Raw genomic sequence first — 23,521 nt, forward strand, 5'->3', positions numbered from 1 at the left:
GCCCGCGGTTCGCTCGAGGCGACCAGTCACCGGCCGGCGACGATCTTGCACGAATGTCCGGGCTATTCGGGTAATCCGGACGAAATTCGAGGCATTCGCGCAAGATCGCCGGATGGTCGGGCTCGGGGCTGAGCCGAAGATTCGGCTGTTCGTATGACCAGCACTGGCGCGAACAGATGGACTGTCCTAGCCTTCTGGCGTGAAGACCTGGGGACGAGCAACTTCCGCCGCTTTTCTGCTCGCGGGCGTGACCGCCGCCGCACAGGTGGGCATCGCCGTGACTGTCAGGATCCTGCAACTGGACGCCCGGTTCGACGACGTCGACGCCTGGAGTGCCCAGATCGCCCTGCTGGCGTGGTTCACTCTGGCCGCGGTCATGCTCGGCACCGTCGTTTCCAGCCGGAACGCCGGGCTCGGCACGCGGTTCAGCGCCGCCATCGCCGCCGCTCTCGGCGGCGCGCTCGGTAGCGCGGTCGCGCTCGTGCCCGCCCGGCATGCCGATGTTCCGCTGGGCGATCCTCTTCTGCTCGCCGGGATCGCCATCGGGCTCGCCGCCGCGGCCGGGACGCTGCTCGCCTTCGTCAGCGCGCACGGCCGTGCGCTCGCCTGGAACGCGATCGTGTACGGCATCGTCGTGTGGGCACTCCTCGGCGAGGCCACGACCGGCCCCGACCCGGCCCGCCTCGGCCAGCTGAGCGAGGCCCGGTTGAGCGGGCCGCTCGTCCACAACCTCGGCCTGTGGGGACCGCCCGCCGCGGCAGGTGTCCTCGCGCTCGTGGTCGCCGTCCTCGCGCGCGTACGCGGACAGCACCGGCTCCCGATCGCGCTGAGCGGGCTCGCCGGACCGGCCATGGTCGCGATCGCGTACCTGGTGGCGGGGCCGGGGTCGTCGGACTACCAGAAGATCCCGTGGGTGGCCGCGATGCTGGCCGCGGGTGTCGGTCTCGCGGTGTCCGTCGTCGTCGGGCTGCCGCCGCGCCGGGACGATGCCGTGGCCGAGGCGATGTCGACGGATACCGCTCCGCTGCCGCAGCGCCAGCCGGGGCCGGTCGCGGACGGGTTCGCTCCGCGCCCGGCGTCGCGCCGCCCGGACTCGACCGAGTCGTGGCTCAACGACCTGTCGCCTCGGCGTACGCCGGAGGACAAGCAGCAGTTCGTGCCCAGGCCGCTGGGTTGAGCGGCCGCGTTGCCGGGATGCACGGGACCGATACGGTGGCGGCGTGATGGCACCTGAAGTCAACCGCACCGACCCACCACGCCACGGCGAGGAGCGTACGCAGCTCGATGCCTGGCTCGATTATCACCGTGAGACACTGCTGCTGAAGTGCGCCGGGCTGAACGACGCCCAGTTGCGCTCGCGTTCTGTGCCGCCGTCCACGCTGAGCCTGCTGGGCCTCGTCCGGCACATGGCCGACGTGGAGCGGTGGTGGTTCCGCCGCCAGTTCGAGGGCGCCGCCATTCCGGGCGTCTACTGGTCCGACGCCGAGCCCGGCGCGGACTTCGACGGCGTGAACACGGCCGACGTCCGGGCCGACTTCGCCGCGTACACCGAGGAGGTCAACGCCGCCCGGGCCACCGCGGCCGGCCGGGCGCTCGACGAGACGTTCACCGACCATCGCGGGGACACGTTCGACCTGCGCTGGGTCTACCTGCACATGATCGAGGAGTACGCACGCCACAACGGCCACGCCGATCTGCTGCGCCAACTGATCGACGGCACCACAGGCGAGTGAGCCGCGCCGGGACGGATCAGCGGCGCCACTCGAAGTGATCGAGGGCGCCGCGGCCCGTTCCGAGGTTCCAGTCGACGGAGCCGGTGACCGCGCGGGCGACGTACTCCTTGGCGAGCCGGATGGCATTGTCGGGTTCGGCGCCGTGCGCGAGCAGAGCGGTGATCGCCGCCGAGAACGTCGTTCCGGTCCCGTACGCGTTCCGGCTCGGCACCCGCCGGTTGCGCAGGAACTGGGCGCCGTGCGGTGTCCACAGGGCGTCGACGGCCTCCTCGCCGGGCAGGTCGCCGCCGGTGACGACCACGGTCACCTTCGAGTCCGCGGCCAGTTGTGCGGCCGCCCCCGCCATGTCGGCCGGAGTGGTGACCTCCCAGCCGACCAGCGCCGACGCCTCCTCGCGATTCGGCGTGAAGACCGTCGCGTAGGGGAGCAGGCGTTCGATCGCGGTGCGTACGCCCATCGTCCGGCCGGTCGACGAACGCAGCACGGGATCGATGACGAGATTGGGAAAGGCCCCGGCGCGTACGCGGGCCGTCACCTCGGCGGCCGCCGGTCCGGAGGCGAGCATGCCGAGTTTGACCGCGGCCACCGGCAGGTCGTCGACGGCGGCGGCGAGCTGCGTACCGACGACGGGCCCGGGTACGAGGAAGACGTCGTGCAGCCCGCGCGTGTTCTCGGCCGTGAGAGCGGTGATCACACTCGTACCGAGGCACCCGTGGGCGGCGAAGACCTTCAGATCGGCCTGGATGCCGCCGGACCCGGCCGGATCGGAGGCGGCGATGGTCAGCGCGACGGGCGGCGTCTGCATGCCACCACTGTCACCCGGCCCACCGCCGCCGTGTCGGACAGGAAGTCAGTCGGACGAATATATTTTCGTCTATACGCGATCGTCAGCGTACGTCCCAGACCGGCTCCGGGGTCTCGACCACCTCGTTGTCGCCGCGGAACACGATGAACCGGTCGAAGGACTTCGCGAACCAGCGGTCGTGCGTCACGGCGACGACGGTGCCCTCGAACTTCGCCAGCCCCTCCTGCAACGCCTCGGCGCTGGCCAGATCGAGGTTGTCGGTCGGCTCGTCGAGCAGCAGCAGGGTCGCCCCGGACAGCTCCAGCAGCAGCACCAGGAACCGGGCCTGCTGCCCGCCGGAGAGGGTGTCGAACTTCTGGTCGCCCTGCTTGGCCAGCTCGTAGCGGTCCAGCGAGCGCATCGCGGCGTGCCGGTCCATGCCGGACCGGTGATCGTCACCGCGCCAGAGGACGTCGACGAGCGTACGGCCGACGAGTTCGGGGCGGTCGTGCGTCTGCGAGAAGTGGCCGGGCAGCACCCGGGCGCCGAGCCGGGCGACGCCGTTGTGCGCGACGGGCGCGTGCCGCCCACCGTCCACACTGGTCGTCGCGCCGTCCGTGCCACCCCGGGCCAGCAGGCGCAGGAAGTGCGACTTGCCGGTGCCGTTGGCGCCGAGCACCGCGAGCCGGTCGCCGTACCACAGCTCCAGATCGAACGGGAACGTCAGGTTCTCCAGCTCCAGCTGCTCGCACATCACCGCCCGTTTGCCCGTACGCCCGCCGGTCAGCCGGACCTTGATCTCCTGATCCTTCGGCGGCAGCGGCGGCGCCCCGGCCTCCTCGAACTTGCGCAGCCGGGTCATCGCGGACTGGTAGCGCGACGCCATGTCGGAGTTGTAGGCCGCCTTCTGCTTGTACATCAGCATCTGCTGGCGCAGCTTCTCGTGCTCCTCGTCCCAGCGGCGGCGGTCCTCCTCCATCTTCTCGTGCCGGGCGTACCGGGCGTCGTGCCAGCTGGCGAAGCCGCCCGGATGGATCCAGGCCGAGGCGCCCTCGACGGCGACGACGCGCTGCGCTGTCTGATTGAGCAGTTCACGGTCGTGCGAGACGTAGAGGACCGACTTCTCCGATTCGCAGAGCCGCCGTTCGAGCCAGCGCTTCGCGGGCACGTCGAGGAAGTTGTCCGGCTCGTCGAGCAGGAGAACCTCCTCGGGGCCCCGCAGCAGCAGCTCCAGCGCGAACCGCTTCTGCTGCCCGCCGGAGAGCGTCCGGACGGGACGGTCCCGCGTACGGTCCCAGGACAGGTCCAGGACCAGGACGCTGACCGTGTCGAACAGCACCTCGGCCTCGTAGCCGCCGGACTCGCCCCACAGGGACAGGGCCTCGGCGTACTTCATCTGGGCCTGCTGCGCCGCCGTGCTCAGGCGGCCCCGGGCCTCGGTGCGGGCCAGTTCGGCCTCCGCCTTCGCGAGCTTGGCGCCGGCATCGCGTACGAGCGGCGGGGCGAGCGACAGGGCCAGCTCGGACAGGGTGGTGTCCTCGCCCAGCGCGCCGCCGGCGGCCTTCCCATGGCCGACCATGCCGATGAACTGGCGCATGACGCCCAGTCCGCCGGACCGGGAGATCACACCACTCTGGGCGGCCAGGTCGCCGGCGACCATCCGCAGCAGCGTCGTCTTGCCCGCGCCGTTGGGGCCGACGAGCGCGACCCGCTGCCCCTCACCGACCCGGAACGAGACGTCGGCGAAGAGCACTCTGCCGTCCGGCAACGTGTGCGTGACATTGGCTACGTCCACATACCCCACGGGCGGCAATACTGCCTGACCAGGGCGCATGAACGCATCCCCATTACCGGCTGCGGATCTTGCGGGCCCCGCTAGTCTGAACGGGTGGCCACGACGACCAGGGTCTACGTCGCCCGGCTCGCGGGCCTCGCCGTCTTCGACCCCAACGGCGATCAGGTGGGCCGGGTACGCGATGCCGTGGCCCGGACGACCACCGACCCCCCGAACGTCGTCGGCCTCGTCGCCGAGGTACCGATGCGGCGGCGCATCTTCCTGCCGATCGGCCGGATCGTCTCGCTGGACTCCGAGAGCGTCATCCTCGGCTCCGGCGTGCTGAACCTGCGCCGCTTCGAGAAGCGGACCGGCGAACTGCTGATCCTGGAAGAGCTGCTCGACCGGCGGGTCACCATCGCGTCCTCGGGCATACCGGCCACAGTGGTGGATGTGGGAATGGAGTCCACGCGTACCGGGGAATGGAAGCTCGGCAGGCTCGCGGTCCGCGAGGTGACCGGCCGGCTGACCCGGCGCGGGCACATGCACCAGCTGGAGTGGGACGAGGTCCAGGGCCTCCTGGCGCCGCCGGCGGAGCAGGGCACGGCGTCGATCCTGGCGGTCCTGGAGAAGATGCGGCCGGCGGACCTGGCACACGCGCTGCAGGAGATGCCGGTCCCGCGGCGCAACGAGGTCGCGAAGGCGCTGGACGACGAGCGGCTGGCCGACGTGATCGCCGAGCTGCCCGAGAACGACCAGATCGGGATCATCGCGGCGCTGGACCGCGAGCGGGCCGCGGACGTCCTGGAGGAGATGGACCCCGACGACGCGGCCGACCTGCTCTCCGAACTGCCGCACGTCGAGCAGCAGGTACTCCTCGATCTCATGGAACCCGAGGAGTCCGCGCCGGTACGCGCCCTGCTCATCTACGACGAGGGCACGGCCGGCTCGGTCATGACGAGCGAGCCGGTGATCCTCACGCCCGACGCCACGGTGGCCGAGGCGCTGGCCCGCGTACGCGAGCCGCAGGTCTCCCCCGCCGTCGCCGCCCAGGTCTTCGTGGCCCGCGCGCCCATGGCCACGCCGAGCGGCCGGTACCTGGGAATGGTCCACTTCCAACGGCTGCTGCGGGAGCCTCCGTCGGAGATGCTCGGCCGGATCGTGGACAACGACATCGACCCCCTCGACCCGGAGAGCAGCCTGCCCGAGATCACCCGCCGGATGGCCACCTACAACCTCGTCGCCATGCCGGTCGTGGACGCCTCCGACCGGCTGCTCGGCGCGGTGACCGTCGACGACCTGCTCGACCACCTCCTGCCCGACGACTGGCGCCAGCAGGGCGGCGGCCGTGGCTGAGAATCGCCGGCTCGACCAGCCGCGCGAGCCGGGCCGCGTACGCCTGCCGCACTTCGACCCCGAGGCATTCGGACGCTGGTCGGAGGGGATCGCCCGGTTCATGGGGACCGCCCAGTTCCTGGTCTACATGACGATCGTCATCGCGATCTGGATCATCTGGAACACGCTGGCCCCGGCCCCTCTGCAGTTTGACCCGTACACGTTCACGTTCCTGACCCTCATCCTGTCCTTGCAGGCCTCGTACGCCGCCCCGCTGATCCTGCTCGCCCAGAACCGGCAGGCCGACCGGGACCGGGTCTCGCTGGAGGAGGACCGGCGGCGGGCCGCCGCGCAGAAGGCCGACACGGAGTACCTGGCCCGGGAGATCGCCGCGCTGCGGATCGCGCTCGGCGACGTGGCCACCCGTGACTTCGTCCGTTCCGAGCTGTCCCGGCTGGCCGAGGAGCTGGACGAGGCGGCGCACCGGCGGCAGAAGCGGGAACGCAAGAAGGAGAAGGCGGCGGCCCGCGGCGAGGCCGGCGGCCACCGGGAGTCCGACGACGACCTCGACGGCGACGGCGCCGACCGCGGCTAGACCGACCAGACCGCGACCGGATGGCGAGCCCAGGCCGGAACGGCGGCCTGGGCAGGGCAGGTGGCCTGGGCAGGGCAGAGAAAAACCGCGTGCCTCAAGGGGCAGGGCACGCGGCTGTCATCTCCATCGATAGTGACATGGATCCCTAAGGGCGTCCAGCCCCTAATCGTCCTCTTCGGGATCGAGATTCGTCGGTTCGCCCGCCACGTACGGAATCATGTCGAGTTCCTCGCCCATCGGGCTCACGTACGCGGGAAGCTCGCCCGGCCCCAGCTCGGCGACGTAGCGCCAGTATTCGCCGACGGCTTCGGCCGGCGACGACGCCTCGATCGGCAGTGCGACGGTGACCAGCCAGGACTTCTTGCTCACGATCCACTATAAGCGGGGCGCCGCTTCTCGACGAAGGCGAAGGTGCCTTCCCGGTGGTCGGCCGTCGCCCCGCTCTCGGCCTGCGCCCGGGCTTCGACCTCCAGGGCGGCCGCGAGGGTGCCGGACGCTCCTTCGAGCAGTTCCCGCTTGATCGCCGCGTACGCCTTCGTCGGCCCGGCCGCCAGCCGTGCGGCCAGCTCCTGCGCCTGCGGCAGCACGTCGGCGTCGTCGTCGGCCAGCCGGGTCAGCAGGCCCAGTCGCTCGGCGGTCGCGGCGTTCACGGGCTCGGCGAGCAGCAGCAGCTCGGTCGCCTTGGCGTGACCGACCAGCCGCGGCAGGATCCACGACGCACCCGTGTCGGCGGCCAGTCCCACCCGGGCGAACGCCATCAGGAACGAGGTCGACGGGCCGCCGATCCGGAAGTCCGCCAGCATCGCCAGCGACGCACCGGCACCGGCGGCGGCTCCGCGTACGGCGGCGACGACCGGCAGGGGCAGGGTCGCCAGGTTCATCGCGATCGGGTTGTAGTGCTCGGCGACCGTGGTCAGCGGCGCCTCGCTGCCCTCGGTCAGCAGCGCCATGTGCTCCCGCAGATCCTGGCCGACGCAGAAGGCCCGGTCCCCGGCGCCGGTGAGCACCACCGCCCGGGCGGACGGGTCGGCGGCGAGCCCCGCGAGCGTGTCGCGCAGCGCCTCCTTCAGTACCACGTCCAGGGCGTTCATCGCGGCCGGGCGGTTCAGGGTCAGGGTCACTACCCCGTCGGTCCGGTCGACCAGCAGCGGATCCATCGCGTACTCCTCCTGTGGGCGGTTCTCGCGCTCTGTGCGGTTCTCGCGCTCGGCGGTTCTCGCGCTCTCGCGCTCCAAGATCCGGTTTGGATCACGGTTCTCCCCCGAATCATGGCCCAAGATTCGGGTGATTTCCCTGATCCAAACGGGATCTTGGCGGTCGGGCTGCCCGCGGGGTCAGGGCCTCGGGGGTCGGGTTACTCGCGGGGTTCGGCGAGGCAGGCGGTGACGAAGCGGTCGGCGGCCGGCCGCAGCCGGGACGCGTGCCGGTCGAAGAATCCGGCCGCGGCCGAGCCCGGCCACCCGTCCGGCAGCAGCGCGGCGGGCAGCTGCGGGTCGGTGAACAGGAACCGTCGCCACGCGTGCACCAGCTGGAACCGGGCGGCGTACGCGTGCAGGTCCGGCGTACGGCTGGTGACGGCGGTGACGATCGGGCGCATCTCGGTGACGAACGCCTCGTGGGCGGCGCCGAGCCGATCGAGATTCCAGGCCTTGCGGACGAGGGCCATCGCGCCCGGTACGCCGCCCCCGTGGCTGGCCGAGAAGCGTTCGTGCTCGACGCCGGAGTCGGTGAGCATGGGCTCCACCTCGGCGGATGGCCTGGGCGCGACCCAGACCTCGTCGCCGAGCCGGCCGTAGCCGAGGAAGTTGAGGTCGTTGACCAGCCGCTCGCGCTGACGGCGTTCGACCGGGAGCTTGATCGAGATCAGGTCGAACCGGCCGTCCCAGCCCGCCCGGGTGGTGCGATAGATTCGCGCGGCAGCCGCGTCGAGCCGGCGTTCGGCCCGGCCGGTCAGCTGGTAGCCCGGTCCCCCCGAGGTACGCACGGCGACCAGCCAGCCCTGCCGGACCATCCGGGACACGGCGGTACGCACGGCCGGCCCGCCGATGCCGACCGGGGCCAGTAGTTTGACCAGGGCGGCGACCGGGGCTCGACCACCCCGCGAGCGAAGGTGGTCCCCGTAGAGGTCGAAGAGCGCGGACCGGGCCTGCATAGCCGTGAATTGTGACAGTTTGTGGTTGTTTCCGCTAGCAATTGTCACATCGTTGGCGGCCCGGTTTGGGCTTCGTGGCAGCCATCAGGGAAAATCATTGGTCGGGACTGCGTCCGGTCCACCCACCCGAGTCGCAGACCTGCTGACGCGCGGCGGGGAAACCCGCCGTCCCTGGTGGAAGTCTGAGGGGAGACAGAGATGGCGGCGATGAAGCCGCGGACGGGCGACGGTCCGCTTGAGGTCACCAAAGAGGGCCGGGGCATTGTCATGCGGGTGCCGCTGGAAGGCGGCGGTCGACTGGTGGTCGAGATGACGCCGGACGAGGCCACCCGCCTGGGCGAGGCGCTGAAGGAGGCCGTGGGCTGAGGTGCCGGCCCGCGGCGGCCCCCGTGCGGCGCCCGGCCCGAGGAGTTCGCGCGAGCGAGCTTCGCAGGGCGCGCCACCCAGTGGCCTCGAGTGCTCCGGCGGTCGGAGCGACAACTGAAGACGCGCGAACCTTGACCGCGCTGCCGTGACGGTTGGCCGACCGACGCGGCGGCGCGTTCACGTTCTCGACTAGGGTGGGAATCATGCTGCAGATCCAGCTCGCCCCCGGTTCGCCCGATGCCCTCGCCGCCGCGGACGCGGTCGCCCGGCCGGTCGGTGCCGGCGATGGCGACGCCGAGTTCGAGGCGTTCGTCCGGCAGTCCGGGCACACCGGCGAGGCGGGCTCGGTCGAGAGTTACGCGCGGCCCCTCCAGACGCCGTCGACCGTGATCGCGGCGGGCGTCGGCGCGGGCGACGAGGAGGGCTGGCGGGCGGCCGGCGCCGGAATTGTCCGGTCCCAGTCCCGAGCGATCTCCATCACAGTGGATCTGACCTCGGCGATCGACGCGGCAGCCGCCGTACGCGGCTTCGCCGAGGGCGCCTGGCTCGCTGGATACGCGTACGGGAAGACGGTCGAGGGTCCGGCGCTGACCCTGCTGGTCGCCGATCCGGCCGCCGTCGGCACCGCCCTCGAACAGGCCCGGATCGTGGCCGAGCGGACCTGCTTCGCGCGTACGCTCACCAACACGCCATCCAACATCAAGAACCCCGAGTGGTTCGTGGACCAGGTCACCGCCGCGGCCGGCGACGCCGTCGAGGTCGAGATCTGGGAACCCGACCGGCTCGCCGCGGAGGGCTTCAACGGCATCCTCGCGGTCGGCGGCGGCTCCGACAGCGGCCCGCGCCTGCTGAGGCTGGACTACCGGCCCGCCGGCGCCACCCGCCACGTCGTGCTCGTGGGCAAGGGCATCACCTTCGACACCGGCGGCATCGACATCAAGCCCGCCGACGCGATGTCGCTCATGCGCAAGGACATGGGAGGCGCGGCCGCCGTCGTCGGCGCCCTGCTCGCCGCCGCGGATCTTCATCTTCCCGTACGCGTGACGGCGTTCACCCCGCTGGCGGAGAACATGCTGTCCGGGCGGGCCTGGCGGCCGGGTGACGTCGTCCACCATTACGGCGGGCTCACCTCCGAAGTGCGCAGCACCGACGCCGAGGGCCGGGTGGTGCTCGGCGACGCGCTCGCGTACGCGGTAGAGCAGTATGAGCCCGACTACCTCATCGACCTCGCGACTCTCACGGGCGCGTCCCGGGTGGCGCTCGGCAAGCGGATCGCGGCGCTGTTCGCGGAGAACGACGAACTCGTCAAGGCGCTCACCGCGGCCGCGGACGAGGCGGGCGAACAGGTCTGGCGGCTGCCGATGCCGTCCGACTACATGTCGATGATCACGAGCGAGATCGCCGACCTCTACAACGCGGCCGACGGCGGCGCCGGGACGATCACGGCCGCGCTCTTCCTGCGCGAGTTCGCCGGCCGGCGCCGCGACCGGTGGGCGCACATCGACATGTCGGCCCCGGCCTGGTCGGACGAGGTCGAGGGCCCGCTCGGCAAGGGCGCGACCGGCTGGGGCGTGCGTACGCTCACCCGGTTCCTGACCAACCTCGCCTAGCCCGGATCAGCGGCGCACCGCCGCCAGCAGCGAGTCCGGGGTCGGAATCAGGGCCGGCAGCCAGACGTCGGACTCGTCGCGTACGCGTTCGGCCAGCGCGGCCCCGCCGGCGATCACCACGATCGCCCCGCCCGGCCGCAGCAACCGGGCCGCGGCACTGACGGCCGCCTCGTGATCGGCCGGATTCCCGTCGAGGACCATGAGGTCGTAGACGCCGTCGGCCAGCCGGGGAAGCACGTCGAGGGCCCGTCCGGCGATCACGCGGCTCCGCGAGGCGGCGAACCCGGCCTCGATGAAGATCCGGCGGGCGTACCGCTGGTGCTCGGCATCCAGGTCGATCGTGGTGAGTACGCCGTCCGCCCGCATCCCGCGCAGCAGCCAGACCCCGCTGACCCCGGTACCCGTACCGATCTCGATCACCGCGCGGGCGTTGACCATGGCCGCGAACAGGCGCAGGGTGACCCCTGTGGACACCGCGACCGGGATGAGCCCGAGCTCGTGCGCGAGATTGCGGGCAGTCTGCAGCACCGCGTCCTCGGCGATGTAGGACTCGATGCCGCCCCGTCCGCCCATGGTGGACGGTCCCAGCTGCCTCATCGTCGCCCTCCCAGCGCGGGTGCACCTTGGATAGTAGTGGCGGCGGATCCCCGGAACGCCAGAGGAGCGCGCGACGCCGGAACCGGCCACCGGGGCGGGTATTCCGGTTCTCGCGAAAAATCATCATGAAAGCGGCAATCGTGCAATTCTGAACCTGTCGGGGGCCATGGCCTCCCGTAACGGGGACGGAATTGGGGTCGAGACTCGTGACCGACGGCTGGAACTGGCACCAGCCCGACGGCGACGACGCTGGTACGCGCGCCGAACGACGCGTACCGACGCCACCGCCGACGGGCAGCACCGACGAGGCTTCGTGGAGCGATCCGGCGTGGTCCGATCCACACAGCAGCGCGGCCTGGGTACCGCCGACGGCGCCACCGTCGCAGCCGGCGTACTGGTGGACGGACGCCCGCAACGATCCCTGGCGCGATCCGCAGTCGCACGTGCGGCTCGGCGTCGCCGGTTCGACACCCCCGCCTTCGAAGGAACTGGCGCCGGGGCTCGGCGTCTCCCGGCGTACGGCGATCCTGGTGGCGGTGGTCGCCGCGGTGGCGCTGATGGCGGGGATCGTCGGCGGCGCTATGGGGGTCGGGTTCATGACCGCCACCCACCGGCAGTCGACGAGCCTCGACCGCTCCAACCAGACGATCGCGGCGCTCGCGCAGCGGCCACCGGAGTCCTTCGCGGCGATCGCGGCCCGGGTGCTGCCCAGCGTGGTCACGGTGAAGGTGCCGGTCAGCGGGGGCATGGCGCTGGGCTCGGGCTTCGTCGTCAGCGACGACGGCTACGTGATCACCAACGACCACGTGGTGTCCGGTGGATCCGGCGTCTCGGTCGTGCTCAACGACGGTACGCCCGCGACGGCGAAGCTGATCGGCAGCGACCCCGAGTCGGACATCGCCGTCATCAAGGTCAATAGGTCCGGCCTGCCGCCCGTGGAGATGGGCGACTCCAGCACGGTGCAGGTCGGCGACCCGGTCCTCGCGGTCGGCTCGCCGCTCGCCCTGCCCGGCACGGTGACCTCGGGCATCGTCAGCGCGGTCGACCGGCTGCTGGCCGCGGGCGACTCGCAGCAGACCCGCTACTACGCCGCGATCCAGACCGACGCCGCCATCAACCACGGCAACTCCGGCGGCCCCCTGCTCGACGGCGGCGGCTCGGTCATCGGCATCAACGCGGTGATCAAGTCGATGGCCTCGGACGACGACTCGGCCGGCAACATCGGGCTCGCCTTCGCCATCCCGATCAACCAGGCGAAGCGGATCGCCGAGGAGATCATCTCGACGGGGCACGCCCGGCGTACCGTGATCGGCGCCCGACTCGACACCAACTACAAGGGCGTACGCCTCGCCGAGGTGGACCCGGCCGGTCCGGCCGCTGCCGCCGGCCTGCGCAACGGGGACGTGGTCCTCGCCGTCGACCACCACGTGCTGGAGGATCCCACCGAGCTGATCGCGCTGGTCCGCAAGTACGCTCCCGGTACCGCGGTGACGGTGGACTACCAGCGGGGTTCGAGTCACAAGGAAGTGACGGTGACGCTGGCGGCTGACGCGAAGTAGTCTCGTCGGTGAGTCCGCGCCTGACTACCCTGGGATCTGCCGAGGGTGGCGTCCCCCGCGGCTGGGCCGGCGAGAGAGGCGACGAGAGTGTTCGAGAATCTGAACGGGTGGGAGTTCTTCGCGCTCCTACTGCTCGCCCTGCTCATCTTCGGCGACAAGCTGCCCCAGGTCATCTCCGACGGCCTGCGCATGCTCCGCAACCTGCGCAACATGGCCCGCAACGCGACCGGTGACCTCAGCAAGGAACTCGGCACGGACATCAGCCTCGAAGACCTCAACCCGAAGAACTTCGTCCGCAAGCACCTCCTGAGCGAAGAGGACGAGGCCACGCTGCGTAAGCCGCTGGAAGGCCTGTTCAACGACGTCAAGAAGGACGTGCAGGGCATCGGCGAGGAGCTGAAGGCCACCGCCAAGAGCATGGACCACCGCGAGCCGATCGCGACGCCGGCCAAGCACACGCCGCTCCCGAGCGACCCCACGGCACCCCCCGCAGCATCCCGCTACATCGACGCTACGTAGTCGGTGGTCCATTCCACCGGTGGTCAAGTCCCCCGGTGGTTGCTGCCCCTGATGGGCGGGCTTCCCCCGCGGTGGTTGCTGGAAAGGTTATTGCCCGTTCGCCCTTCGGGCGAGACGAAGGCACTCGGCCCTTATGCAACGTCCGGCAGTTCAAGATCCTCAAACGCTTCGCGCTTGCGGATCTTGAACTGCCGGACGTCGCGGCCGAGTGCGGGGTGGAGATGTGGGTGATTTAGCGCTTGGCTGGGCTTAGGCCCAGGGGTTTGCCTACGAGCGACTCTCGGCGGACCGAGAGGCGGTCGGCTACCTTCTGCAGGGCTTGCGCGGCTGGGGCGTCCGGGTTGGCCAGGACGATCGGCGTGCCTTCGTCGCCGCCTTCGCGTACGCGGGTGTCCAGGGGGATCTGGCCCAGCAGCGGGACCTGGGCGCCGATCAGCTTGGTCAGGGACTCCGCCACGGTGGCGCCGCCGCCGGAGCCGAAGACCTCCATGCGGTCGCCGTTCGGCAGTTCGAGGTAGGACATGTTCTCGACGACGCCGATGACCCGCTGGTGCGTCTGCAGGGCGATGGCGCCGGCCCGCTCGGCCACTTCGGCGGCGGCCGTCTGCGGGGTGGTGACGACGAGGATCTCCGCGTTGGGCAGCAGCTGCGCGAGCGAGATCGCCACGTCGCCGGTGCCCGGCGGCAGGTCGAGCAGGAGGACGTCCAGGTCGCCCCAGTAGACGTCGGCGAGGAACTGCTGGAGGGCGCGGTGCAGCATCGGGCCGCGCCAGACGACGGCCGCGTTGCCGGCGGTGAACATGCCGATCGAGATGACCTTCACGCCGTGCGCCTGCGGCGGCATGATCATGTCTTCGACCTGGGTCGGGCGGCCTTCCGCGCCGAGCATGCGGGGCACCGAGTGGCCGTAGATGTCCGCGTCGATGACACCGACGCTCAGCCCCTTGGCTGCCAGCGCGGCGGCCAGGTTCACGGTCACGCTGGACTTGCCGACACCGCCCTTGCCGGACGCGACGGCGTACACCCGCGTACGCGAGCCGGGCTGGGCGAACGGGATGACCGGTTCGGCCGCCTGCGGGCCACGCAGCGTGCTCTGGAGCTTCTGGCGCTGCTCGGCGGACATCACCCCGAAGCCGATCTGCACCTCGTCGACGCCCGCCACCGCGCCGACCGCGGCCGTGATGTCGTCGCGCAGCTTGTCGCGCAAGGGGCAGCCGGCGACGGTCAGCAGGATCGCGACGCGTACCGTGCCGCCGTCTATCGCGACGGACTCGACCATGCCGAGATCGGTGATCGGCCGGCGGATCTCGGGATCGTTGACGGTGGCCAGAGCGGTGTTGATCGCATCGGCGAGCGTCGTGGCAGGCGCGGACATGATGCCCATGCTACGTCCGTCCCCGTGCGTACCCGGCCGCGGCGGCGTCCCGTGTGACGGATCACGACCGTCAGGGCAGGCTGCCTGCCTCGACGAGCCGGGCGAAGCGGCGCAGCGTCTGCTTGAAGGCCGTCTTCGAGCCGGGCCACAGCACCGGCCAGATCACCTTCCCGGCCGCGCCCGCCGGAAGTTGGAACCATTCGTGCCAGACCACCTGCGTACGCCCGCCCGCCATGGGAGTGCAGCGCAGCACGCCGGGGCCGCGAAGGATCTTGCCGCAGTGCATGACCCGCAGCTCATAGGGTGCGTCGATCCGCTCCACCCGCATCTCGTCGCGCAACTGCGCCGGTCCCGCGGCGGTGATCGCCTCGATCAGGCTGCCCTCGCCGCCGTCGCCCTCGACGATGCGTACCTTGGTCAGCGGGATCCATTCGCCTTGGCGTTCCCAGGCGAGGAACGCGGCGAAGACGCGCTCCGCCGGGGCGTTGACGATGACGGTCGCCGTCACCTCACCCGTCCCGGACCCCTGCGGGGGGACGGGCTCGGACGGGGTCACCCGCGGCTCACCACCCGGTCGGTGTCGCTCTCGTCCTCGGCCGAGGGCTTCGCGTCCGCCTGCTCCTGCGCGTCCGTCGGGTGGTCGGCCTCGTCGTCCGCCTTGGCGGCCTTGGCCGGCGGCCACGGCGCGAACGGGCCGTCCGGCATCTCGTCGTCGGTCGGCTCGACGGCCTCGGCCGGCGCGGACTCGGTGGACCGCTCCAGGTCGCCGAGGTCGATCAGGCCGCCGCTGCGGATCGGCGAGTTCTCCGGCTTGTCGTCGGCTTCGCCGGGCACGGCACCCTCGCCGAGCGCGGCGAGGCGGGCGGCGCGCAGTGCGTCCGCGTCCTCGACCCGGCCGTCGCGCAGCGCCTCGACCTCGGCGGTCAGCACGCTCACCAGCTCGTCCTTGTAGCCGATGTCGTAGGCCACCCGCTTCAGGGCCTTGTCCACCTGCTCCATCCGGTAGCCGCGCAGCGCGAGGTCGAATGTCGCCTTCGTGACATCTTGCTCGATCAGGGGACGGCTGGCGGGCAGCGGAACGCCGCGGCCGTCCGGCTCCACCTCACGTAGCCCGGGGTCACCCCCACTGACCAGCACCATCACGCCGAAGACGACAGCGCCGACGGTGAGCGCGACGACAAGCAGGAGCAGCACTTGAGCCATGCCTGCGATGGTGGCACGAACGGGGGGCAGAAAGCGACCCTGCCACCCGAAAAATCGGGCCTCCTCGAAGGGTTGTCAGGTCCCGCCCGACTCACTGCCAGACGAGGACGCGCTTACGCCAGGCGTAGAGCAGGCCGAGGGCGAGAATGCCAACAAAAATGGCCATTTCCATCACGGCCGGCACCCCCTGGCGGAGGTAGACGACCGCCCACGGGAACAGGAACACCGCTTCCACGGCGAAAAGCAGGTAAAGGTACGCATACAGGTAATACCGGATGTGCACCTGGGCCCAGCCGCCCCCGACGGGGTCGAGTCCGCATTCATAGGTCTCGAACTTTCCGGCCGGCTCGGCGGGCCGGGCGGGACTCAGCAACCGGTTGGCCCCGAACGCGACGCCGAAGAAGGCCGCCGCCACGAGCAGCAGTACGCCGAGAAGGGCGTACGAACCCAGGTAGCCGTCCACCACCGCAGCCTAACGGACGTCCGCACCGTGGTTCACTCTGGCGGACCGGCCCGTCGGCGTGACAGCGTGGTAACCGACGTACTCTTTTCCGCGTAACAGGATTTCCCGGTGGCTTGGTAGGGAATGCAGGAGGCACACAAGGTGGCCAAGGAGACTCAGCAGCTCGATCGCGTGGTGATCCGGTTCGCCGGTGACTCGGGCGACGGCATGCAGCTGACGGGCGACAGGTTCACGTCCGAGACGGCCCAGCTCGGCAACGACATCTCGACGTTGCCCAACTTCCCCGCCGAGATCCGGGCACCAGCCGGTACGCTGCCCGGCGTCTCCAGCTTCCAGGTGCACTTCGCCGATTTCGACATCCTGACCCCGGGCGACGCCCCGAACGTGCTGGTGGCGATGAACCCGGCAGCGCTCAAGGCGAACCTGACCGACCTGCCGCGCGGCGCGACGATCATCGTGAACACCGACGAGTTCACCAAGCGCAACCTGGTGAAGGTCGGCTACGAGAAGTCCCCGCTGGACGACGGATCGCTGGCCTCGTACCACGTGCACCCGGTGGCGCTGACCAGCATGACCGTGGGCGCCCTCGCCGATCACCCGATCAGCAAGAAGGACGCCGAGCGGGCCAAGAACATGTTCGCGCTGGGCATGCTGAGCTGGCTGTACTCCCGGCCGCACGCCTCGACGCTGGAGTTCCTGCGCAAGAAGTTCGCCGCCCGGCCGGAACTGGTGGCGGCCAACATCGCCGCGTTCGAGGCGGGCTGGTCGTTCGGCGAGACGACGGAGGCCTTCGCCGTCCGCTACGAGGTCAAGCCGGCCCGCATGCACACCGGCCGCTACCGCAACATCACCGGCAACACCGGTCTCGCCCTCGGCCTCGTCGCCGCCGGCGTACGCGCGAAGCTGCCGGTCGTGCTGGGCGCGTACCCGATCACGCCGGCCTCGGACATCCTGCACGAGCTGAGCAAGCACAAGAAGTTCGGCGTGACGACGGTGCAGGCCGAGGACGAGATCGCGGCGGCCGGCATCGCGCTCGGCGCCTCGTACGGCGGCTCGCTCGGCATCACCACGACGAGCGGCCCCGGCGTCGCGCTGAAGAGCGAGACGATCTCGCTGGCCCTCATGCTGGAGCTGCCGCTGGTCGTCATCGACGTGCAGCGGGCGGGTCCGTCGACCGGCATGCCGACCAAGACCGAGCAGGCCGACCTGAACATGGCGCTGTACGGCCGGCACGGCGAGGCGCCGGTGGCCGTGATCGCGCCGCGGTCGCCCGCCGACTGCTTCGACGCGGCGATCGAGGCCTGCCGGATCGCGCTGACCTACCGCACGCCGGTGCTGCTGCTGTCGGACGGCTACATCGCCAACGGCTCCGAGCCGTGGCTGCTGCCGGTCGTCGAGGATCTGCCCGACCTGCGGGTCGAGTTCGCCTCCGAGCCCAACGGCGAGGACGGCAAGTTCCTGCCCTACCTGCGCGATCCCGAGACGCTGGCCCGCCCGTGGGCCGTCCCCGGTACGCCCGGCCTCGAGCACCGCATCGGCGGTCTGGAGAAGAAGGACATCACCGGCGACATCTCCTACGACCCGGCCAACCACGACTTCATGGTGCGTACGCGGGCCGCCCGCATCGAGCGCATCCGGGTCGAGGACGTGGCGGTGGAGGATCCGTCGGGTCAGGCCAAGGTGCTCGTGCTCGGCTGGGGCTCGACGTTCGGCCCGATCGGTGCGGCCTGCCGTGATCTGCGCCAGCGCGGGCTGAACATCGCCCAGGCCCACCTGCGTCACCTGAACCCGTTGCCGGCCAACCTTTCCCAGGTGCTCGGCGCGTACGACAAGGTGGTCATCCCGGAGATGAACCTGGGCCAGCTGGCCCAGCTGATCCGCGGCCGGTTCGGGACCGACGTGATCGCCTACAACCAGGTACGCGGCTTGCCGTTCACCTCTTCGGAGCTGGCGGCGATGCTGGAGGAGGTCGTGAAGAATGTCTAGTGTCCCGGTGCAGCTGTCCGCGAAGGACTTCAAGTCCGACCAGGAGGTGCGCTGGTGCCCCGGGTGCGGTGACTACGCGATCCTGGCCGCGATGCAGGGCTTCCTGCCCGAGCTGGGCATCAACCGCGAGAAGATCGTCTTCGTCTCCGGCATCGGCTGCTCGTCGCGGTTCCCGTACTACCTGAACACCTACGGCATGCACTCGATCCACGGCCGGGCGCCGGCGATCGCGACCGGCCTGTCGGTGTCGCGGCCGGACCTCAGCGTCTGGGTCGTGACCGGGGACGGCGACGCGCTCTCGATCGGCGGCAACCATCTGATCCACGCGTTGCGGCGCAACGTCAACCTGAAGATCCTGCTGTTCAACAACAAGATCTACGGCTTGACGAAGGGCCAGTACTCGCCGACCTCGGAGCTGGGGAAGATCACGAAGTCGACGCCGTACGGCTCGGCGGACTCCCCGTTCAACCCGATCTCGCTCGCGCTCGGCGCCGAGGCCTCGTTCGTGGCGCGCACGATCGACTCGGACCGCAAGCACCTGCAGTCGGTGCTGCGGGCGGCCGCGGAGCACGAAGGCTCGGCGTTCGTGGAGATCTACCAGAACTGCAACATCTTCAACGACGGCGCCTTCGACGTGCTCAAGGACCCGGAGACGCGGGACGCGTACCTGATCGGCCTGCAGCACGGGGAGCCGATCACGTTCGGCAAGGACCGCGAGTGGTGTGTCGTGCACCCGCCCGGCGCCTTCGGCCTGGAGGTCCGCCGTACGTCCGAAGTGGACGAGCGGGAGATCGTCGTGCACGACGCGACCGTGGCCGAGCCCGCGTACGCGTTCGCGCTGTCCCGGCTGCCCGGCGGCGACCTGCGGCACACCCCGATCGGCGTCTTCCGGTCGGTCGGCCGGCCGACGTACGACGCGATCGTGCAGGAGCAGGTCGCGACGGCCCAGGCGAAGCTCGGCGGCACGGCCGAGGAGGAGCTGGCGAACCTGCTCAACGCCGGCGACACCTGGTCCATCGACTGACGGCGAGTGCAGAAAAGGGGGACCCTTCGCGGGGTCCCCCTTCTTCGTGCCTAGGAGAGCACCAGCCGTACGCCGAAGTTGTCGTAGCCGAGCCGGTCGAACGAGCGCACCATCGGCACGTTGTCCAGGTCGGTGTCGGCCGCGATCCGGGCCGCCCCGGACTCCGCCAGGTCGGCCGTGATCTCGGCGAGCAGGTCGTCGGCGTACCGGTGGCCGCGGTGGGCCGGCAGGACGCCGAGGAAGCCGACCACGGGACCGCCGTTGTTCGCCGACGGCATCGCGAATCCGACGAGGTCCCCGGTCTCCACCGAGTACGCGAGCTTCCACCACTCGCGCGGCCCCGGCATCGTCTTGTACATGTCCAGCGTCTCGGCCGCGAACTCGTCGAGCCCGTCGCGGGCCACCCGCGTACGCGTGTCGTCGTCGAGGCTGCCCTCGGCCGTCCGGCGGAACACGTCGAGGAACGCCTCGTCGGACGGCTCGGTCTCGAAACGCAGACGGGTCGAGCGGGGCGGTACGGGCGTACCGGTCTTCCACTCGTAGCGCAGGCGTTCGAGGACGTTCGTGAGCCCGGCGGCCTTCGCGGCGGCCGTCCGCGGTTCGAGTGCCGCCGACACGTCCGGGTCGGTACGCCAGCCGCCCGGCAGGAAGATGTGGTACTCGGCATGCGGTACGCCGGCCGCCCGGATCAGCTCCGTCCACACGGGAACGACGTCGGCCAGGGCGGGTACGGCGTACAGGCCGTCGAGGGCCAGCGGCTCGGTGCCGGACGGGAAACCCCACCAGACGGCCGCGGCGACGATGACGTCACCGTCGACGGCGAGCCAGGTCCACTCCGGACGGTAGTGGCGGCTCTCCAGTTGCGCCTGATAGCGCGCGGGATCGGCGGTGTTGATCGACTTGTCGGCCAGCAGGGTCAGGATGACGTCGAGGTCGGCCTCGACGGCGGTGCGGATCTGCACGTTTCCTCCAGAAGGAGGCGCGACCGCTCCGCTCAGGACTGGCGGAAGAGGGACGGACGCGCGCGATTCACTGAAAAGCCCATGGCGTCCTCCCTTCACTCAGGCGTTCCCACCGTAAACGATCTTCCCGTGAGCGTCAAACTCGGTGTTACATTGCTCGTCACCAATATCCCCCGCGGGAGGTGCGCGCATGACCCGTACCCGTTCCCTCCTCGTGACCGTGCTGACGGTTCCGCTCCTCGTCCTCGCGACCGCGTCCCCGGCGCTCGCGGCGACCCTGGAACAGAAGGTGGCGGTCCTCACCAGCTGGACGCAGACCAGTGCGGCCAGCCAGAACGCCTTCCTGTCGGCCCGTTCGAACCAGGGCGCCTGGTCCGACTACGGGTTCGACTGGTCGACCGACTACTGCTCCGACTCCCCCGACAATCCGCTGGGCTTCGACTTCAAGAACTCCTGCGCCCGGCATGATTTCGGCTACCGCAACCACAAGGCCCTCGGGCTGTTCACCTCGGCCGTGAAGTCCCGTGTGGACAGCGCCTTCTACGAGGACCTGAAGCGCAAGTGCTCGACCTACAGCGTCTGGGTCCGCCCGGCCTGCTCCAGTCTCGCCTGGACGTACTACCAGGCGGTCAAGGCCTTCGGCTCGCTCGCCGCGGTCAAGCAGTCCGACCTCGACAAGGCGGCCGCGCTCAAGGCGCAGGGACTCCAGGCGCGGGAATCGGCCCGCGCTGCGGACGCGCGTATTCCGTAGTGCCGGTGTCGAACCGGGAGGCCAGGTCGGGCGCTTCGAGCTGCAGCGCGTAGGCCGCGGCCTCCTCCAGCGTCATCGCCGAGCCGCGCGCCCAGGCCGCGTCGAACGGCGCGTCGTCGAGGGCCGCGCGGCTCACGGCCTGCCGTGTGGCCCAGAAGGGATCGAAGATCCCGGGCCCGCGGCAGAGCCGGGCCTTGGCGGTGGCGGCGGCGCCGAACAGCACGGCGGCGGCCTCGTGGTCGCCGCCGAGCACGCACCGCGCGGCCATCGCGCTGACCGCGACGCACGCGCGGGAGTGGAAGCCGTAGGACATCCGCGAGCGCAGCGCGACCGACAGGTGGTCGTGCGCGGCCACGAGATCGTTGCGGCCCAGGGCCACCATGCCCAGCAGCAGGTCGACCGTACGCCGGCCGCGCTCGGCGGGCCGCAGCGCCTCGATCGGGCGGGCGGTGGCCAGCAGTTCGGCGGCCTGGTCGAAGGCGCCCCGCAGCCAGAGCAGTTCGGCCAGGTTGTAGACGGCGAACAGGGCGTCGGCGAGCACCTCGCGCGGGCCCGCCCAGGCGAGCAGGTCACGGCAGAGCTGCTCGGCCTCGGCCGCCTTGCCGAGCGCGACGAGCGGACCGGGCTGGCCGGCCAGGACGCGGGCCACGACGCCGGCGTCGGCGCTGCGGCGGGCGGCCCCCTCGGCCCGCTGGGCGAAACGGATCTCCTCAGCGGTCTCGCCGTCGGCGCAGGCGTGCATCGAATGGCCGTAGTACGCCAGGGCCAGCTCGGCGTCCGGCACCGCCTCGGGGCTCTCGGCGAGTCGTGAGTAGAGCCGGAAATGCCACAGCCGGCCTTCGCGGGCAAGACCCCGCTCGCGCCACCACTGGTCCAGCCCGGCCGCGATGCGCAGGCCCTCCCGCGCGCTGCCGCCGGTGACGCACCAGCGCAGGGCGGCCCGCAGTTCGGCGGCGAGCGGGTCGAGGGCGTACATGCTGAGGGTCACCGGGCGGTCGTCGCCGCCGCGCTCCACCCGGCGCAGGCTGTGCAGAGCCCATTGCAGGTGACGGTCGCGGGCGGCCCGCTCCTCGCCCTCGGCGGTCAGCCGCCGCGCGGCGAAGGCCCGGATCGGATCCAGCATCCGGTACTCCGAGCCCCCCGGCTCCCGGCTCACCTGCAGCAGCGACTTGTCCACCAGCGTCGCCAGCGCGTCGAGCGGGTCACCGTCCACCCACCACTCGACGGTCGGCAGGCTCACCGGCCCGGCGAACACCGACAGCCCGCGCAGCAGGCTCGAGGCCGCGGGCGACAGCGTCCGGTAGGACCACTCCACCGTCGCCTGCAGGGTCGCGTGCCGGCCGCTGGACTCGCCCAGCGCGGCCGCGGTCGCGTCCAGGGCGCCGAGCGGGTCGGGAGCCTTGCCGTCCAGCTCACTCTCCAGCCGGTCCGCCAGCTCCCCCGCCGACAGTACGCGCAGCCGCGCGGCCGCCAGCTCCAACGCCAGCGGGAGCCCGTCCAGCCGGGTCGCGACCCGGTTGAGGAAACGGATCTCCTGCACGGCCGGGGCCCGGCCGCCCCGGGCCGCCGTGGTCCGCTCGATGAGCAGCTCCACGGCGTCGGCGTGGGCCGCGCCGGCGACCGGCTCCAGGCTCAGCGGCGGGATGCGCCAGACCACCTCGCCGGACAGCCCCAGCGGCTCCCGGCTGGTGGCGAGCACCGTGATGCCCTTGCCGGCCGTCAGCAGCTGGCTCAGCACCGCGCGTACGCCGACGAGCTGGGCCTCGCACGTGTCCAGGATGAGCAGCAGCCGGCGGGGCGCCACGTACTCGGCGAGCGTGTCGAGCACCGGCTTGCCGGGCTCCGGCCGCTGGCCGAGGGTGCTCATGACAGTGAAGGCGACCAGGCCGGGATCGGTGATGGTGGCCAGGTCGACGAGCCACACACCGTCCGGATAGGACGAGGCGAGGTCGCCGGCCACCTCGACGGCCAGCCGGGTCTTGCCCGCACCGCCGGATCCCACCACGGTCACCAGCCGCTGCTGGTCGACGAGGCGGATGAGCTCGGCCCGCTCCTGCGACCGGCCGACGAACGCCGTGATCGAGGCGGGCAGGTTGTGCGCCGGCGCCTCCGACGTACGCGGCCGCGGGAACACCCGGTTCAGGCCGGGCGCGACGAGCTGGAACAGCCGCTCGTGACCGTCGAAACCACGCAGCTTGTGCAGGCCCAGATCGAGCAGGTAGGACTCGTCCGGCAGGCTCTGCGCCCGGGCGGCGGTGGCGGCCGACAGCAGGATCTGCCCGCCGTGGGCGGCCTGCGCGACGCGGGCGGCCCGGTGCACCTCGGCGCTCGCGTACTCGCCGGCGTGCGGCTGGGCGTATCCGGTGTGGAGTCCCATGCGTACGCGGGGCGCGGCCTGTTCGCTCGGCCACTCGTGGGCGGCCAGGGCGCGCTGGCCCTCGGCGCACGCCGCGACGGCGGCCTCGGCGTCGGAGAACGCGAAGAAGTAGGAGTCGCCCTCGGTGAACAGCTCGGCACCGTCGGCGTCGACGAGCACGGACCGCAGCAATCGCCGGTGCTCCTCGAGCACCGGTCGGTAGCCGTTCCCGAGCATCTGCGCCAGCCGGGTGGACCCTTCGATGTCGGTGAAGAGAAAAGTCACCAGTCCGCTGGGCAGACGCCGTTCCGCAGTCACGCTCAAAACCTCCGCCCCCCTGGAAGTCGGTTCATGCTTTCGCATCCGCCCCTGCTCGC

Annotated in this window: 22 protein-coding genes and 1 pseudogene; 11 read left to right on the forward strand and 12 right to left on the reverse strand. The window is 71.0% G+C overall.

Translation table 11 applies throughout. From position 1 onward, the window contains the following. Positions 1-199 precede the first annotated feature (199 nt). Both G401_RS0105885 and G401_RS0105890 read left to right on the forward strand, forming a co-directional pair. Positions 200-1,177, forward strand: coding sequence for a hypothetical protein (locus tag G401_RS0105885; protein ID WP_157545374.1), 978 nt, complete (start codon positions 200-202; stop codon positions 1,175-1,177). A 46-nt stretch (positions 1,178-1,223) separates the two neighbouring features. Next, positions 1,224-1,733, forward strand: a complete 510-nt coding sequence (locus G401_RS0105890; protein ID WP_027341773.1) for a DinB family protein — start codon at positions 1,224-1,226, stop codon at positions 1,731-1,733. A 16-nt stretch (positions 1,734-1,749) separates the two neighbouring features. Here G401_RS0105890 and thiD read toward each other — a convergent pair whose 3' ends face one another. After that, positions 1,750-2,538 carry a bifunctional hydroxymethylpyrimidine kinase/phosphomethylpyrimidine kinase gene (gene thiD / locus G401_RS0105895; protein ID WP_027341774.1) on the reverse strand — a complete coding sequence of 263 codons (789 nt, stop codon included), beginning with the start codon at positions 2,536-2,538 and terminating at the stop codon, positions 1,750-1,752. Positions 2,539-2,620: 82 nt separating this feature from the next. Then, complete coding sequence (locus G401_RS0105900) at positions 2,621-4,321, reverse strand: ABC-F family ATP-binding cassette domain-containing protein (RefSeq protein WP_027341775.1); 1,701 nt, start codon at positions 4,319-4,321, stop codon at positions 2,621-2,623. 84 nt (positions 4,322-4,405) lie between these two features. On the opposite strand from G401_RS0105900, the gene G401_RS43760 reads away from it, so the two are divergent. Both G401_RS43760 and G401_RS0105910 read left to right on the forward strand, forming a co-directional pair. Next, on the forward strand, positions 4,406-5,647 hold the full coding sequence (locus tag G401_RS43760) for a magnesium transporter MgtE N-terminal domain-containing protein (RefSeq protein WP_051366224.1): 1,242 nt from the start codon (positions 4,406-4,408) through the stop codon (positions 5,645-5,647). After that, positions 5,640-6,221 carry a DUF1003 domain-containing protein gene (locus G401_RS0105910; RefSeq protein ID WP_027341776.1) on the forward strand — a complete coding sequence of 194 codons (582 nt, stop codon included), beginning with the start codon at positions 5,640-5,642 and terminating at the stop codon, positions 6,219-6,221. Before G401_RS43760 ends, G401_RS0105910 begins: the two co-directional genes overlap by 8 nt. A 162-nt stretch (positions 6,222-6,383) precedes the next feature. On the opposite strand, the pseudogene G401_RS0105915 reads toward G401_RS0105910, so the two are convergent. From G401_RS0105915 to G401_RS0105925, 3 genes and pseudogenes are all read right to left on the reverse strand, one after another. Next, positions 6,384-6,584: pseudogene (locus tag G401_RS0105915) on the reverse strand (hypothetical protein); the annotation flags it as partial. A gap of 2 nt (positions 6,585-6,586) precedes the next feature. Continuing rightward, the gene (locus tag G401_RS0105920; protein WP_027341778.1) at positions 6,587-7,378 is read right to left on the reverse strand and encodes an enoyl-CoA hydratase-related protein; all 792 of its coding nucleotides are present in this window, start codon (positions 7,376-7,378) and stop codon (positions 6,587-6,589) included. Between the two features lie 197 nt (positions 7,379-7,575). After that, the gene (locus G401_RS0105925; protein WP_027341779.1) at positions 7,576-8,373 is read right to left on the reverse strand and encodes a PaaX family transcriptional regulator; all 798 of its coding nucleotides are present in this window, start codon (positions 8,371-8,373) and stop codon (positions 7,576-7,578) included. Positions 8,374-8,571: 198 nt separating this feature from the next. On the opposite strand from G401_RS0105925, the gene G401_RS54510 reads away from it, so the two are divergent. Both G401_RS54510 and G401_RS0105935 read left to right on the forward strand, forming a co-directional pair. Further along, positions 8,572-8,739, forward strand: coding sequence for a DUF3117 domain-containing protein (locus tag G401_RS54510; protein ID WP_084556858.1), 168 nt, complete (start codon positions 8,572-8,574; stop codon positions 8,737-8,739). Between the two features lie 203 nt (positions 8,740-8,942). Next, a complete protein-coding gene (locus G401_RS0105935; protein ID WP_027341780.1) occupies positions 8,943-10,349 on the forward strand; it encodes a leucyl aminopeptidase family protein in 1,407 nt (468 codons plus the stop codon). Positions 10,350-10,355: 6 nt separating this feature from the next. Here G401_RS0105935 and G401_RS0105940 read toward each other — a convergent pair whose 3' ends face one another. Next, the gene (locus G401_RS0105940; RefSeq protein ID WP_027341781.1) at positions 10,356-10,892 is read right to left on the reverse strand and encodes an O-methyltransferase; all 537 of its coding nucleotides are present in this window, start codon (positions 10,890-10,892) and stop codon (positions 10,356-10,358) included. Positions 10,893-11,152: 260 nt separating this feature from the next. On the opposite strand from G401_RS0105940, the gene G401_RS43765 reads away from it, so the two are divergent. Together G401_RS43765 and G401_RS0105950 are read left to right on the forward strand one after the other, a co-directional pair. Beyond that, positions 11,153-12,505 (forward strand): S1C family serine protease, encoded by a 1,353-nt coding sequence (locus G401_RS43765; RefSeq protein ID WP_084556859.1) that lies wholly within the window; start codon positions 11,153-11,155, stop codon positions 12,503-12,505. An 87-nt stretch (positions 12,506-12,592) separates the two neighbouring features. Beyond that, positions 12,593-13,024, forward strand: coding sequence for a Sec-independent protein translocase family protein (locus G401_RS0105950; RefSeq protein ID WP_027341782.1), 432 nt, complete (start codon positions 12,593-12,595; stop codon positions 13,022-13,024). A 232-nt stretch (positions 13,025-13,256) separates the two neighbouring features. On the opposite strand, the gene G401_RS0105955 is transcribed toward G401_RS0105950, so the two are convergent. The 4 genes from G401_RS0105955 to G401_RS0105970 all read right to left on the reverse strand — a co-directional run bounded on the left by G401_RS0105955 (position 13,257) and on the right by G401_RS0105970 (position 16,065). After that, on the reverse strand, positions 13,257-14,399 hold the full coding sequence (locus tag G401_RS0105955) for an Mrp/NBP35 family ATP-binding protein (RefSeq protein WP_027341783.1): 1,143 nt from the start codon (positions 14,397-14,399) through the stop codon (positions 13,257-13,259). 70 nt (positions 14,400-14,469) lie between these two features. Further along, on the reverse strand, positions 14,470-14,955 hold the full coding sequence (locus G401_RS43770; RefSeq protein ID WP_034590860.1) for an SRPBCC family protein: 486 nt from the start codon (positions 14,953-14,955) through the stop codon (positions 14,470-14,472). Next, positions 14,952-15,602, reverse strand: coding sequence for a DivIVA domain-containing protein (locus G401_RS56635; protein ID WP_064741696.1), 651 nt, complete (start codon positions 15,600-15,602; stop codon positions 14,952-14,954). The genes G401_RS43770 and G401_RS56635 overlap by 4 nt, the downstream gene beginning before the upstream one ends. A 91-nt stretch (positions 15,603-15,693) precedes the next feature. After that, complete coding sequence (locus G401_RS0105970) at positions 15,694-16,065, reverse strand: NADH-quinone oxidoreductase subunit A (protein ID WP_027341784.1); 372 nt, start codon at positions 16,063-16,065, stop codon at positions 15,694-15,696. Positions 16,066-16,206: 141 nt separating this feature from the next. Here G401_RS0105970 and G401_RS0105975 point away from each other — a divergent pair, with 141 nt between their 5' ends. Both G401_RS0105975 and G401_RS0105980 read left to right on the forward strand, forming a co-directional pair. Continuing rightward, positions 16,207-18,051, forward strand: coding sequence for a 2-oxoacid:acceptor oxidoreductase subunit alpha (locus G401_RS0105975; protein WP_027341785.1), 1,845 nt, complete (start codon positions 16,207-16,209; stop codon positions 18,049-18,051). Further along, a complete protein-coding gene (locus G401_RS0105980; RefSeq protein ID WP_027341786.1) occupies positions 18,044-19,075 on the forward strand; it encodes a 2-oxoacid:ferredoxin oxidoreductase subunit beta in 1,032 nt (343 codons plus the stop codon). The genes G401_RS0105975 and G401_RS0105980 overlap by 8 nt, the downstream gene beginning before the upstream one ends. 50 nt (positions 19,076-19,125) lie before the next feature. Here the strand turns inward: G401_RS0105980 and G401_RS0105985 are convergent, their stop codons facing one another. Beyond that, positions 19,126-20,037: a GNAT family N-acetyltransferase gene (locus tag G401_RS0105985; RefSeq protein WP_027341787.1), complete on the reverse strand. Its 912-nt coding sequence runs from the start codon at positions 20,035-20,037 to the stop codon at positions 19,126-19,128. A 190-nt stretch (positions 20,038-20,227) separates the two neighbouring features. On the opposite strand from G401_RS0105985, the gene G401_RS0105990 reads away from it, so the two are divergent. Then, on the forward strand, positions 20,228-20,788 hold the full coding sequence (locus G401_RS0105990; protein WP_027341788.1) for a phospholipase: 561 nt from the start codon (positions 20,228-20,230) through the stop codon (positions 20,786-20,788). On the opposite strand, the gene G401_RS43780 is transcribed toward G401_RS0105990, so the two are convergent. Then, the gene (locus G401_RS43780) at positions 20,727-23,462 is read right to left on the reverse strand and encodes an ATP-binding protein (RefSeq protein WP_051366226.1); all 2,736 of its coding nucleotides are present in this window, start codon (positions 23,460-23,462) and stop codon (positions 20,727-20,729) included. The two genes, G401_RS0105990 and G401_RS43780, sit on opposite strands and share 62 nt — an antisense overlap. Positions 23,463-23,521: the final 59 nt, after the last annotated feature.

It is taken from the genome of Hamadaea tsunoensis DSM 44101, assembly GCF_000428945.1.
Taxonomy (GTDB): Bacteria; Actinomycetota; Actinomycetes; order Mycobacteriales; family Micromonosporaceae; genus Hamadaea; species Hamadaea tsunoensis.